The sequence below is a fragment of the Bradyrhizobium sp. 2TAF24 genome (genome assembly GCF_052115025.1).
Taxonomy (GTDB): Bacteria; Pseudomonadota; Alphaproteobacteria; order Rhizobiales; family Xanthobacteraceae; genus Bradyrhizobium_A.
The window spans coordinates 281,992-294,907 of the sequence record NZ_JBFRFW010000005.1 but is presented as its reverse complement, the minus strand read 5'-3'; the positions used below and the strand labels follow the sequence as shown (position 1 = coordinate 294,907).

Genomic DNA, 12,916 nt, shown 5'->3' with positions numbered 1-12,916 from the left:
GAGCAGGCCGGGGGCGCCCCGGCTGCGCCGCCAAGGGCCCTCGCGCGTGCAGATCTACCTTCCGATCGCCGACCTGCCGGTCAACATGTTCCTGCTGCTGGCGATGGGCATGGCGGTCGGCTTCGTGTCCGGCATGTTCGGCATCGGCGGCGGTTTCCTGATGACGCCGCTGCTGATCTTCGTCGGCATCTCACCCGCGGTCGCAGTGGCGTCGGTGTCGAGCCACATCGCCGCTTCGTCGTTTTCCGGCGCGATCTCGTACTGGCGCCGCCGCGCCATCGACCCGGCGCTGGCGCTGGTGCTGCTGACCGGCGGTCTCCTCGGCACGGCGCTCGGCGTCTGGCTGTTCACCACGCTGCGCTCGCTCGGCCAGCTCGACCTGATGATCGCGCTGTCCTACGTGGTGCTGCTGTCCGGCGTCGGTGGCCTGATGCTGTGGGAAGGCCTTGCAACCATGCGGCGGGCGCGCCGCGGCGAAAAGGTGACGCTGCGCCGGTCCGGCGGCCATGGCTGGATCCACGGCCTGCCGCTGAAGATGCGCTTCAAGCGCTCCAAGATCTACCTGTCGGTGATCCCGATCGCCGCGGTCGGCCTCCTGATCGGCTTCGTCGGCGCGGTGATGGGCATCGGCGGCGCGTTCCTGCTGATCCCCATCATGATCTATCTGCTGCGAGTGCCGACCAGCACGGTGATCGGCACCGCGCAGGTTCTGACCCTCGCCACCATGGCGATCGCTACCCTGCTGCACGCGCTGACCAACCATCTGGTCGATGCCGTGCTGGCCCTGATTCTGATGGTCGGAGGCGTCACCGGCGCGCAGTTCGGCGCCCGCGCCGGCCAGCGCATCCGCGGCGAGCATCTGCGCATGCTGCTCGGCCTTTTGATTCTCGCTGTTGGCGTCCGCTTTGCCGTCGAACTGGTGATCCGCCCGCAGGACCTGTTCACCATCCGCGAGATCGGGGGCGGACAATGACATGGGCCGGCCGGCTCGCGGTTCTCGCCACCGCATTCGTGCTCGGCCTCGGGACGCTCGGCGCGGCCCGCGCGGAACGTTTGATCGTGTCGGTGTCCAATCATCGCGTCACCGTGACCTCGAACTACACCGGCGAACAGCTGGTGCTGTTCGGCTCCGTCGAGCGCGACGCGCAGACGCCGGCGGCGCGGAGCAGCTACGATCTCGTGGTCACGGTCAGCGGCCCCCGCACCGACCTCGTCACCCGGCGCAAGGAGCGCAAGTTCGGCATCTGGGTCAATGTCGATTCACGCCAGTTCCTGCAGGTGCCGTCGTATCTCGCGGTGTTCGCCAACCGGCCATTCGACGCCATGGCCGCACCGGAGCTGCAACGCCGCCTGCAGCTCGGGCTCGACCATGTGCTGCTGACCCAGCGGGTCGGCCCGGATTATGCCGACGTGGTGGCGAGCGATCCGTTCCGCAGCGCCTATGTGCGGCTGCGCGGCGAGCACGGCCTCTACCGTGAGGACACCCACGCGGTCACATTCCTGACGCCGACCCTGTTCCGCACCACCATCCCGCTGCCGGCCGAGGTGCCGATCGGCAGCTACGATGTCGAGATCAAGCTGCTCGCCGACGGCGCGCTGGTGACCAAGACCGAAACCGCGTTCGAGATCGTCAAGGTCGGCTTCGAGCAATTCGTCGCCACCGCCGCGCGGCAGCAGCCGCTGCTCTACGGCCTGATCACGGTGATGATGGCGCTCCTCACCGGCTGGCTGGCGTCCGAGATCTTCCGGCGCGACTAGCTCGAACACAGCTCGCTAGCCGAGCGCGCGCCAGGCTTCGACGAAGGCCCGGGCGCGATCGCCGACCACGGCGGCATCCATGCCCGGCATGTACAGCGCCGAGCCGAGCCCGAAGCCCGCGGCGCCGGCGACGACAAATTCCTTCATCCGCATGGGCGTGATGCCGCCGACCGGCAGCACGCGAACCTCGCGCGGCAGCACCGCGCGCATCGCCTTGAGGACGGGCGGTGTCAGCAGCTCCGCGGGAAACAGCTTCAGCGCGTCGGCGCCGGCGGCGAGCGCGGCGAATGCTTCGGTCGGGGTCGCGATCCCCGGCACACACCACAGCCCTGCCGCCTTCGCGGCGCGGATCACCGCCAGGTCAGCATGCGGCATGACGATGAGGCGGCCGCCGGCGGCATTCACCTCCGTCACCTGCTGCGACGACAGCACGGTGCCGGCGCCGATCACCGCCGCCTCACCGAACGCCGTCGCAAGGCGGCGGATGCTGTCGAACGGCTGCGGCGAGTTCAGCGGCACCTCGATCAGGGAAAAGCCCGCGCGCATCAACGCCTCGCCGACCGGCACCGCCTCCTCCGGCGTGATGCCGCGCAGGATGGCGACCAGCGGCAGCCGTTCCAGCGCGGTGTCGAGCGGCGTCATCGACGGGATCCGGTACGAGGCGTCTCGGCGTGCGGGGGCATCAGATCAGTCTCGATGCGCCGCCGCGCCAGCCGAGGCTGCCAGAAATCGCTTCCGCCACCGCGATCACTTCGGGTGCCAACGCCTGCATGCGCTCTTCAGGCATGTACTGCGACGCCGAAGTGACACTGATCGCCGCGATGATGTGACGCCCGGCGTCACGGATCGGCGCGGCGACGCAGTGAATGCCGATCTCGTTTTCAGCAAGATCGAGGGCGGCCGACTGCGTCACATATTTGTGCATGTCGCCGCGATAGGCGTCCCACGGGCGCGGCGTGCCGCGATTGCCGGCGTGCGACAGGCCGCTGGTGTAGAGCGACTGCCATTCCGCCTCGGACATGTCGAGCATCAGCGCCTTGCCGACGCCGGTCAGCGCCATCGGCATGCGATGGCCGATGCGCGAGCGCATCTCGAGGCCGCGCTGGCCGGTAATCTTGTCGAGGTAGAGCACTTCGGCGCCCTCGGGCACGCACAGATGCACGGTGTCATGGGTACGGGCGGACAACGCCTCGAGATGGGGCCGCGCCAGCTTGGCGAGCGGCACCTGCTCACGCGCGGTGAAACCGAGTTCGATCAGCTTGGCGCCGAGGGTGTAGGTGTCGTCCTCGCTGCGCAGGTAGCCGGCCTTCACGAGGGCCGCCGCGAGACGCTGGGTGGTGCTGCGGCTGAGCCCCAGCGTGCGGCTCAGCGCCGGCAGGTTCGGCACACCGCGTGCCACGGCCTCGACCACGGCGAGACCTCGGAACAGCGTCTGGGTGCCGGCCGTACTCTCGATCGTCATCGTCACGTCGAGCTCCTCCCTGAGTTTTCAGGGAGGATAGGAGCGTGTGATCACAAGTCAATATATAAGTTTATAACCCATATATTGGGCATCCATCGCGCCGCAAGCCCGGTCCTCACGCGCGATGAGTTCGATCGAGGCACTGGGGCTGCCGACCTCGATCAGGGCGATGGGGGTCTCCCCGCCGCCCATCAGGGTGATGCGCGAGATCATGCGGAAGCTCCTTCCTGGGACGGCTTGGCAGCAGAAGATGGGACGGCGTTCGACGGTCGTGCCGGACGGGTGACGAGATAGATGCCGAGCGCCACCGGGATGATGCCGAGCAGATCGCGAGCCGCGACATGCTCGCCGAGAATCATCCAGCCGAACAGCATGCCGAGCGGCGGCATCACGAAGTGATAGGCGCTGGCGGCCGTGGCGCCGAACACCGTGAGCAGGTGGAACCAGAGCATGTAGGCCACGATCGATCCGAGAACGACGAGGAAGGCCAGCGCAGCGAGCAGACGGCCGCTCGGCACGATGTCATCGAGGCTGGAGGTCATCGCCGCGAACGGCAGCACCGCGAGGCCGCCGGCGAGATTCTGCACGCCGTTGCCGAGCAGCAGGTTGCCCTTCGGCGCCAGCACCTTGAACAGCATGGTGCCGGAGACGATGGCGACGAGCGCGCCGACCGAATACGCAATGCCGACGGGGCTGTCGGAGCCGACCGAGATGCGATGGGCGACGATCATCCCGACGCCGGCGACACCGAGCAAGAGGCCGATGGCCTTGCGCCAGGTCATGTGCTCGCCGAGCACGAGCGAGGCCAGCACGGCGACGAACACCGGATTGGCGCTGACGATCAGGGCGTTGAGCCCGGCGGAGATGGTCTTCAGGCCGACATAGCCGAGGCCGAGATAGAGCGCGTTGTTGGCGATGCCGATCACCGCGAAGGCCATCACGTCACGGCGCGACAGGTCCCATCTCTCGCGGCGCAGCGCCGCGAGGCCGAACACCAGCAGGCCCGCGGCGAGAAAACGGATGGTGAGGAAGATCAGCGGCGGACAGTCGGTCACCCCGACCTTGCCGGCGACGAAGGCGCCGCTCCACAGCAGGCAGAACACGGTGACGTAGAGAGGCAGCAGGTTGGCGCGGGGACGGGGCACGACAGGCGAGGACATGGCAGATCTCCTTCGCCCTTGATCTAGGTTCCCGCCTACCTATTTTGAAATTAAATGATAAAATCATCATCAGTGGAAAAATGAATGGATGGACTCCATGCTCGATCTCGACCTGCTGCGCAGCTTCGTCTCGGTGGTCGATGCCGGCGGCTTCACCCGCGCCGGCGAACGGGTCCACCGCACCCAGTCGACCGTCAGCCAGCAGATCAAGCGGCTGGAGGATGAGCTCGGCTGCATCCTGCTCGACCGCGTCGGCAAGCGCGTGACGCCGACCGAGGACGGCGAGCGACTGCTGTCCTATGCGCGGCGGATTCTGGCGCTCGCCGAGGAAGCCCGCGACGTTCTCACCCGGCCGAAAACCGAAGGCGCGGTGCGGCTCGGCATCCCCGAGGATTTTGCCGCCTACCGCCTGACGCAGCTGCTCGCCGGCTTCGCCCGCGCACGCCCGGGCCTGCGGCTCGACGTCCGCGCCGACCAGAGCACGATCCTGCGGCGCGATCTCGAGCGCGGTGAGATCGATCTTGCGCTGCTCAAGCGCGACGCCGGCGAGAAGGGCGGCATCGCGATATGGCCCGAGCGCGTGCACTGGGTCACCAGCAAGACGAGCCCGATTGATCCCGAAGCGAAGTCGGTGCCGCTGATCTTCTTCCCGTCGGGCTGCCTCTACCGCACCCGTGCCATTCACGCCATCGAGAGCGCCGGCCGCGCCTGGCACATGGCCTATACCAGTTCGTCGCTGTCCGGCATCCAGGCCGCCGTCGCCGCCGGGCTCGGGCTCAGTATCCTGCCCGCGATCGCGATCCAGCCGGGGCATCGCGTGCTGACGGAGAAGGACGGCTTTGCGCCGATCGACAAGACCGAGGTCGCGCTGGTCGCCGCGCCCAACGCCAGCCCGGCGACGTTGCGCCTCGCCGACCGCCTTGCCGAATTCTGCGACGAGGTGCAGCGCGAGGCGGCGTGAGGGGCAAGACGTCCGACGTTGACGAGACGTTTGACGTTGAAACGGCGCAACACGCCTTTCCGCGTCATTATTCCGGGGCGGCGCGCAGCGCCGAACCCGGAATCTCGACCTCGCCCCGAAGGAGAATGCGAGATTGCGGATCGCCGCCGGCGCGGCGTCCGGAATGACAGAAACTGGCTCAGGGAAATCTGCTCGAAACGTCAATAACACCGCGACGCGGCAATGGCGTGCAGCTTGGTGTCCCCGAGCACGTGCGCCGTGAAGACCAGCGAGCGAAAGATCGCCGCGAACGCACGATCACGGATGCTGAGGCCGCCGGCATAGGCGCCGAATGCCGGCATCACGGCGCGCTGGCCATCGCAGGCGAAACAGCGCCGGTCGATGGCGCGGCCGCGTGTCGGCACCCGCGCCTTGGGATGCAGATGGCCGGCGATCTCGCCGACCGCGCCGGTCGGCTCGTGCCGGAACACCAGCGGCCCGATGGACACCTCGTGCGCGACCGTGCCGCCGATGTCCGGTGGCAGCGCCGGATCGTGGTTGCCGGCGATCCAGATCCAGTCGCGGCCGACCTGCAGCGCATCGACCGTCGCGCGGTCGGGGGCGGCAAGGCGTTCGTGGGCGTCGCGATCGTGGAAGCTGTCACCGAGCGCGATCACGGTTTTTGGATTGTAGCGCGCCACCACGGCGGCGAGCCGCGCCAGCGTCGCGGGGGTGTCGTAGGGCGGCAGCAGCACGCCGCGCGCGGCGAAGCTCGAGCCCTTCTCCAGATGCATGTCGGAGACGACCAGCAGACGTTCCGCTTCCCACACGAACACGCCGGCCACGTCGGCGACGAGGTCGATGCCCGCGACATGAATCGTCGCCGGCGGACGATGGGTGAGCGCGGCGCTCGCGGTCATGGCCGCAGCTCCGCGGCGCAGGCGCGCGCCTGTGCCCGACTGAAGGCCGCAACTGTTCCCATCGTCTGCCCGCATCCCGTTCGCCGCATGTGACCTTACGACATCGCTTCCCTGACCAGGTCCTCGGCCGCTTCCGCCAGCAGCTCGTCCGAGGCTTCGCCATAGACGGCCTCGCGGCCGATTTCCAGCATCACCGGAACCGCGAGCGGCGACACCTTGTCGAGGGCGCGGTGGGTGATGTGGCGCTGGATCCGCAGCAGCATATCACTGAGTCGGCGCAGGTCGAGCAACCCGGCCGAAGCGTCGGCGCGCGCCGCACGCAGCAGCACATGGTCGGCCTGGTGCTTGCGCAGCACATCGTAGACGAGATCGGTCGAGAACAGCACCTGGCGGCGGCTCTTGTCCTCGCCCGTGAAGCGGCGGGGGATCAGCCCGGAGATGATGGCGCAGCTGCGGAAGGTGCGCTTCATCAGCGCCGATTCGGCGAGCCAGGCCTCGAGGTCGTCGCCAAGCATATCCGGATCGAACAGCGCATTGAGATCGAGCTCGCCGCGCGCGACCGCCGCCGACATGTCGTTAACCGCCCAGATCGCCAGTGCATATTCGTTGGCGACGAAGCCGAGCGGATGGATGCGCGCGCGCTCCAGCCGCCTTGTCAGCAGCATGCCGAGCGTCTGGTGCGCAAGGCGGCCCTCGAACGGATAGCACACGAAGTAGTGCCGCCCGCGCGGGAACGTCTCCACCACCAGCTCGCGCGGCCCGGGCACCCGCGACAGCTTGTGCTGCAGCTGCAGCCATTCGCGCACTTGGTCCGGCAGGCCGCGCCACGCACGCTGATCGGCGAGCAGCAGCCGCACCCGTTCGGCTAGATAAGTCGACAGCGGAAACTTGCCGCCGGCATAGGATGGCACCTTGGCATCGGCATCGTTGGCGCGGGAGACGTAGACCTCGTCCTCCATCATTGCCTCGTAGCGCACGATCTCGCCGCCGAACACGAAGGTGTCACCGGGCACGAGGCCCTCGATGAAATACTCCTCGATCTCGCCCAGCAGCCGGCCGCCGCGGGCGATGGTGCCGGTGACGCCGCCGCCGCGGTGGCGCGAGCGCATCAGCCGCACTTTCAGCATCTGCTCTTCGACGATGGTGCCGACATTGAGGCGGTAGCTCTGGCGCACCGCCGGGTTGGCGACGCGCCAGCGGCCTTGCTTGTCGAGCTTGATGCGGGCGAAGCGCTCATAGGTCTTGAGCGCATAGCCGCCGGTGGCGACGAATTCGACGACGTCGTCGAAATCCCGCCGCGACAGCTCCGCATAGGGCGCCGCCGCACGCACCTCGTCGTACAGCTCGTCGGCGAGGAACGGCGCCGCGCAGGCGCAGCCGAGGACATGCTGCGCCAGCACGTCGAGCCCGCCGGTGCGCAGCGGCGGCGTATCCTGCGCATTCTCGGCGATGGCGTCGATGGCGACGCGGCACTCCAGCACCTCGAAACGATTGGCCGGCACCAGCACCGCGCGCGACGGCTCGTCGAGACGATGGTTGGCACGGCCGATGCGCTGGATCAGGCGCGAGGCCCCCTTCGGCGCGCCGACATTGACGACGAGATCGATATCACCCCAGTCGATGCCGAGGTCGAGCGAGGAGGTGCAGACCACGCCGCGCAGCCGCCCCGCCGCCATGGCGTCCTCGACCTTGCGGCGCTGCGCGACGTCGAGCGAGCCGTGATGCAGCGCGATCGGCAGCGCGTCGTCGTTGATCCGCCACAGCTCCTGGAACAGCATCTCGGCCTGGCTGCGGGTGTTGACGAACATCAGCGAGGTCTTGTTGCGCTTGACGAGATCATAGATCTCGGGAAGCGCATGCCGCGCCGAATGTCCCGCCCACGGCAGCCGCTCGCGGGTGTCCAGCATCTCCACGACCGGCGCCGCGCCGCCGTCGGCGATGACGAGGTCGGCCATCCGGCGCTCGCCCGGCACCTGCGGCACGAGATAGCGGCGCAGCGCATCGGGATCGGCGACGGTGGCCGACAGCCCCGTGGTGGCGAGCCGCGGCGCGAGGCGAAACAGCCGCGCGAGGCCAAGCGACAACAGGTCGCCGCGCTTCGACGTCACCAGCGCATGCAGCTCGTCGAGCACCACCCGCCGCAGCGACGAGAACAGGTAGGGCGCATCGTCCGACGCCAGCAGCAGCGCGAGCTGCTCGGGGGTGGTGAGCAGGATGTCCGGCGGATATTTGCGCTGGCGCTGGCGGCGCGACACCGGCGTGTCGCCGGTGCGGGTCTCGACACGCACCGGCAGCGCCATCTCGGCGATCGGCGTCTCGAGGTTGCGCGCGATGTCGACGGCGAGCGCCTTGAGCGGCGAGATGTAGAGGGTGTGCAGCCCGTCGCTGCGGGTGATGCCGCGGCCGGTGGAGACGACGCGGCCGCGGCTCACGCCGCCGGCGAGTTCGACCAGTGTCGGCAGGAAGCCGGCGAGGGTCTTGCCGGCACCGGTCGGCGCGATCAGCAGCGACGACTTGCCATCCGCGGCCTTGTCCAGCAGCGCGAGCTGGTGCGCACGCGGCACCCAGCCGCGCGCCGCAAACCAGCGTGCGAACGCATCGGGCAGCGCCTGCGGACGCGTATCATCGTCGAGGAGACTCACGCCCACAGAGGTAGGCCTTCTTGTCGGAACCGTCGAGGGCGCAGGTGGAGCAGAAAACTGCGGAACAGAAAAGGGCGCGCCGCGAAAGCCGCAACGCGCCCTTCCCTTCTATCTCGCTGGTCCAGGCGCCGAGGGCGCCCGTTTGCCGCTCTCAACCGAGCCTAGCGGGCGTCCCCAGCGAGGTGACAGCGTTTCGAATGAGACACTGGATCACCTCCTTTCGTTTGTTGACGGAAACATGACTATAGGCCGTTTCGGCGGAATGCCAACTGGAACAAATCCGGCGGAACCCGACATGTCACGGCTTTTCCGCAACCGCCACGTAGCCCGGCACCGGAACACCACCATCGGTGCGGATAGAGGCCTGCGACACATCGCGCAGCGTAAGACCCGCGGCCGCGATCACGGCACGCTGGTAGGATTCGCTGTGGGCATAGCGCAGCGTCGCGCCGAGACTGACCCCTTCACCATCATGGGCCTCGACCGTGAAGGCGAACAGGCCGCCTGACGCCAGCACGCGGGCGACCTCGCGGCACAGCGGCGCGAGGTCGCCGAGATAGACCATGGCGTCGGCGGCAAGCACGAGATCGGCGCTGCCATCCGGCTCACCGCGCAGCGCGGCCACCATGTCGGCCTCGACCAGCCGGGTATAGCGCCCCGTCGCACGCGCCTGCGTCAGCATGCGCGGTGACAGGTCGAAGCCATCGATGCGCTCGACCATCGCGGCGAAGACGCCGGCGGCGAGCCCCGTGCCGCAGCCGAGATCGAGCGCATGGCGGAATGTCGCAGGCTCTTGCGCCGCATGGCGGGCCGCGATCACGGCACGCTGCAGGATCTCCGGCCCGCGATAGCTGAGGTCGCCGCGCAGCGCGGTCTCGAACTTCGGCGCATACTGGTCGAACAGCGCCTTCACATAGCCCGGCGACATCTCGGCGAGCGGCTCGGCGCCAAGCCGGATCAGCCGCAGCCGTGCGCCGTGCCGGTCGTCCGGGTCAGTGGCACAGGCACGGCGATAGGCTGAGATCGCCGCATCATGTTGATTGAGCTCCTGGCGCAGCTCGCCGAGCGCGAACCAGGCGGAAGCGAAGTTGGGTGCCAGCTCGACCGCCTGCTCCATCAGCTCGGCGGCGGCGAACAGATCGCCGCGCAGCTGCAGGTCGCGGGCGAAATCGAAGCGGCGGTCGGCGATGACGTCGCCGGACGACAGGAACAGACGGGCGGACATGGAAACCGAACGCGGAAATACTCGAATGGGACGAAAGTGGCTCTATATAACGAAAATGCGCCCGCAAGACATCCTGACGCCGCAGCCCGCCGGCCTGTTCTGCAAGCCGGGGGGCTTCCACATCGACCCGGTGCGCCCGGTGCCGCGGGCATTGATCACCCACGGCCATTCCGACCATGCCCGCCCCGGCCATGGCGCCGTGCTGGCGACGCAGGAAACCCTCGACATGATGCGGCTGCGCTATGGCGAGGGGTTTGCGCGGTCGACCCAGGCGGTCCGCTATGGCGAAGAGATCGTGCTCGACGGCGTCAGCGTCACGTTCCATCCCGCCGGCCATGTGCTGGGATCGGCCCAGATCGCGGTCACCCATGGCGACACGCGCATCGTCGCCTCTGGCGACTACAAGGAGGTGCCCGATCCCACCTGCGCGACCTTCGAGGTGGTGCCCTGCGACGTGTTCATCACCGAGGCGACGTTTGGCCTGCCGGTGTTCCGGCACGGCAGCGCCGATGCCGAGATCCGTAAGCTGCTGGCCTCCGTCGCGCTGTTTCCGGAGCGCGCCCACCTTGTCGGCGCCTATTCGCTCGGCAAGGCGCAGCGCATCATCGCGCTGCTGCGGCAGGCCGGCTATGACGCGCCGGTCTACCTGCACGGCGCCATGGAGGCGATCACCCGCTATTACCAGAGCCGCGGCATCGATCTCGGCGACGTGCGTCTCGCCAAGGGCGTGGCAAAGGCCGATCTCGCCGGCACCATCACGCTGGCGCCGCCCTCCGCCACCACCGATGTGTGGACCCGCCGCTTCCCCGATCCGGTGACCGCGTTCGCTTCCGGCTGGATGCGGGTGCGCGCGCGCGGCCGGCAGCATGGCGTCGAGCTGCCGCTGGTAATCTCCGACCATGCCGACTGGAACGGCCTGTGCGCCACCATCATTGCGACCGGCGCCGGCGAGGTCTGGGTCACCCACGGCCAGGAAGACGCGCTGGTGCACTGGTGCACGACGCAAGGCCTGACCGCGCGGCCGCTGGCGCTGGTCGGCTATGGCGATGAGGACGCCGAGAATGCGACGGCCGAGGGTGAGGCTGCCGCGGGAGACACCGGCGCATGAACCGCTTCGCCCACCTGCTCGACCGCCTCGCCGACGAGCCCGGCCGCAACAACAAGCTGCGGCTGATCACCGGCTATTTTCGCGAGGTGCCCGATCCCGACCGCGGCTACGCACTGGCGGCRCTGACCGGCGCACTGTCGTTCAGGCATGCCAAGCCGGCGATGATCCGCGAGCTGATTGCGGCTCGCACCGACCCCGTGCTGTTCGCGCTGTCCTACGACTATGTCGGCGACCTCTCCGAGACCGTCGCGCTGATGTGGCCGGTGGATGCGCGCGCCACCAACATGCCGCCGCCGCCGACACTGTCCGAGGTCGTCACCACCCTCGACACCCTGCCCAAGAAGGAGCTGCCGGCGCAGCTCGCGCGCTGGCTCGACAATCTCGATGACACCGGGCGCTGGGCGCTGCTCAAGCTGGTCACCGGCGCGATGCGCATCGGCATCTCCGCGCGCCTCGCCAAGACCGCCGCGGCGGCGCTCGGCGACAAGGACGCGCACGAGGTCGAGCTGATCTGGCCCGGCCTTGCGCCGCCCTATCTCGAGCTGTTCGCCTGCCTCGATGGCGGCGCCGACAAGCCGGTGAGCCGCGATCCGGCGCCGTTCCGCCCGGTGATGCTGGCGCATGCGATCGAGGATGCCGACTTCGACAAGCTCGATGCCGCCGACTTCACCGCGGAATGGAAATGGGACGGCATCCGCGTGCAGGCGGTAACCGGCCGCACCGAAGACGGCGCACCGCTGACGCGGCTCTACTCCCGCACCGGTGAAGACATCACGCCCGCCTTTCCCGACCTGCTGCCGGCGCTGCACCGGCCCGGCGCGCTCGACGGCGAGCTGCTGGTGGTGCGCGACGGACGAGTGCAGAGCTTCAACGTGCTGCAGCAGCGGCTGAACCGCAAGACGGTGACGCCGAAGCTGATCCGCGAGTTTCCGATCCACCTGCGCGCCTACGACCTGCTGGGTGACGGCGACGACGACCTGCGCGAGCTATCGTTTGAGGCACGGCGCGCACGCCTCGTCGATTTCGTCGCCCGCCTCAACACGGCGCGGGTCGACCTGTCGCCGCAGGTGCCGTTCGCGAGCTGGGCCGAGCTCGCCGCCGCCCGCGCCGATCCGGCCGCGGCCGGCGCCGGCCATGATGCGGAGGCCGTGGAAGGCGTGATGCTCAAGCGTCGCGGCGCGCCCTACCTGCCCGGCCGCCCCAAGGGCCCGTGGTGGAAGTGGAAGCGCGACCCGCACATCGTCGACGCCGTGCTGATGTACGCCCAGCGCGGCCACGGCAAGCGCTCATCCTACTACTCCGACTACACCTTCGGGGTGTGGACCGCAGGCGAGACCGGCGACGAGCTGGTGCCGGTCGGCAAGGCGTATTTCGGCTTCACCGACGAGGAACTGCTGCAGATCGACCGCTATGTCCGCCGCAACACCATCGACCGCTTCGGCCCGGTGCGCGAGGTCGTGCACAAGGGCGACGAGGGCCTGGTGTTCGAAGTCGCGTTCGAAGGGCTGCAGCGCTCGACGCGGCACAAGTCGGGCATCGCCATGCGCTTCCCCCGCATCAGCCGCCTGCGCTGGGACAAGCCGCCGCGCGACGCCGATCGCCTGGAGACGCTGGAGCGGATGCTGAAGACGGCGGGAGACGATGCCGGGGAGTTTGGCGGCGAGCGCGCTGCTGCACCCGCGGACGATTGAGCGGCCGAGC

12 protein-coding genes are annotated in these 12,916 nt (G+C 68.6%); 5 read left to right on the top strand and 7 right to left on the bottom strand.

What is annotated here, in order from left to right; all coding sequences use genetic code 11:
- Nucleotides 1-46: 46 nt before the first annotated feature.
- Together AB4Z37_RS10885 and AB4Z37_RS10880 are read left to right on the top strand one after the other, a co-directional pair.
- Complete coding sequence (locus AB4Z37_RS10885; RefSeq protein WP_441516734.1) at nt 47-973, top strand: sulfite exporter TauE/SafE family protein; 927 nt, start codon at nt 47-49, stop codon at nt 971-973.
- Nucleotides 970-1,758, top strand: coding sequence for a TIGR02186 family protein (locus tag AB4Z37_RS10880; RefSeq protein WP_441516733.1), 789 nt, complete (start codon nt 970-972; stop codon nt 1,756-1,758). Before AB4Z37_RS10885 ends, AB4Z37_RS10880 begins: the two co-directional genes overlap by 4 nt.
- Before the next feature lie 15 nt (nt 1,759-1,773).
- Here the strand turns inward: AB4Z37_RS10880 and AB4Z37_RS10875 are convergent, their stop codons facing one another.
- The 4 genes from AB4Z37_RS10875 to AB4Z37_RS10860 are packed head-to-tail and all read right to left on the bottom strand — an operon-like array spanning nt 1,774 to nt 4,380.
- Nucleotides 1,774-2,400: a 2-dehydro-3-deoxy-6-phosphogalactonate aldolase gene (locus tag AB4Z37_RS10875; protein ID WP_441516732.1), complete on the bottom strand. Its 627-nt coding sequence runs from the start codon at nt 2,398-2,400 to the stop codon at nt 1,774-1,776.
- Nucleotides 2,401-2,440: 40 nt separating this feature from the next.
- Nucleotides 2,441-3,220, bottom strand: coding sequence for an IclR family transcriptional regulator (locus AB4Z37_RS10870; RefSeq protein ID WP_441516776.1), 780 nt, complete (start codon nt 3,218-3,220; stop codon nt 2,441-2,443).
- 57 nt (nt 3,221-3,277) lie between these two features.
- Entirely contained in the window at nt 3,278-3,433 is a 156-nt protein-coding gene (locus AB4Z37_RS10865; protein WP_441516731.1) for a hypothetical protein, read from the bottom strand.
- Nucleotides 3,430-4,380 (bottom strand): DMT family transporter, encoded by a 951-nt coding sequence (locus AB4Z37_RS10860; RefSeq protein ID WP_441516730.1) that lies wholly within the window; start codon nt 4,378-4,380, stop codon nt 3,430-3,432. The genes AB4Z37_RS10865 and AB4Z37_RS10860 overlap by 4 nt, the downstream gene beginning before the upstream one ends.
- Before the next feature lie 97 nt (nt 4,381-4,477).
- Between AB4Z37_RS10860 and AB4Z37_RS10855 the strand changes: the two genes are divergently transcribed.
- The gene (locus AB4Z37_RS10855; protein ID WP_441516729.1) at nt 4,478-5,341 is read left to right on the top strand and encodes a LysR substrate-binding domain-containing protein; all 864 of its coding nucleotides are present in this window, start codon (nt 4,478-4,480) and stop codon (nt 5,339-5,341) included.
- A 200-nt stretch (nt 5,342-5,541) separates the two neighbouring features.
- Here AB4Z37_RS10855 and pdeM read toward each other — a convergent pair whose 3' ends face one another.
- From pdeM to AB4Z37_RS10840, 3 genes are all read right to left on the bottom strand, one after another.
- Nucleotides 5,542-6,240 carry a ligase-associated DNA damage response endonuclease PdeM gene (pdeM, locus tag AB4Z37_RS10850; protein ID WP_441516728.1) on the bottom strand — a complete coding sequence of 233 codons (699 nt, stop codon included), beginning with the start codon at nt 6,238-6,240 and terminating at the stop codon, nt 5,542-5,544.
- Between the two features lie 95 nt (nt 6,241-6,335).
- The gene (locus AB4Z37_RS10845; RefSeq protein WP_441516775.1) at nt 6,336-8,882 is read right to left on the bottom strand and encodes a ligase-associated DNA damage response DEXH box helicase; all 2,547 of its coding nucleotides are present in this window, start codon (nt 8,880-8,882) and stop codon (nt 6,336-6,338) included.
- Between the two features lie 298 nt (nt 8,883-9,180).
- On the bottom strand, nt 9,181-10,107 hold the full coding sequence (locus tag AB4Z37_RS10840) for a methyltransferase domain-containing protein (RefSeq protein ID WP_441516727.1): 927 nt from the start codon (nt 10,105-10,107) through the stop codon (nt 9,181-9,183).
- Between the two features lie 55 nt (nt 10,108-10,162).
- On the opposite strand from AB4Z37_RS10840, the gene AB4Z37_RS10835 reads away from it, so the two are divergent.
- Together AB4Z37_RS10835 and AB4Z37_RS10830 are read left to right on the top strand one after the other, a co-directional pair.
- Nucleotides 10,163-11,215 (top strand): ligase-associated DNA damage response exonuclease, encoded by a 1,053-nt coding sequence (locus tag AB4Z37_RS10835; protein WP_441516774.1) that lies wholly within the window; start codon nt 10,163-10,165, stop codon nt 11,213-11,215.
- Complete coding sequence (locus AB4Z37_RS10830) at nt 11,212-12,906, top strand: cisplatin damage response ATP-dependent DNA ligase (RefSeq protein WP_441516726.1); 1,695 nt, start codon at nt 11,212-11,214, stop codon at nt 12,904-12,906. Before AB4Z37_RS10835 ends, AB4Z37_RS10830 begins: the two co-directional genes overlap by 4 nt.
- Nucleotides 12,907-12,916: the final 10 nt, after the last annotated feature.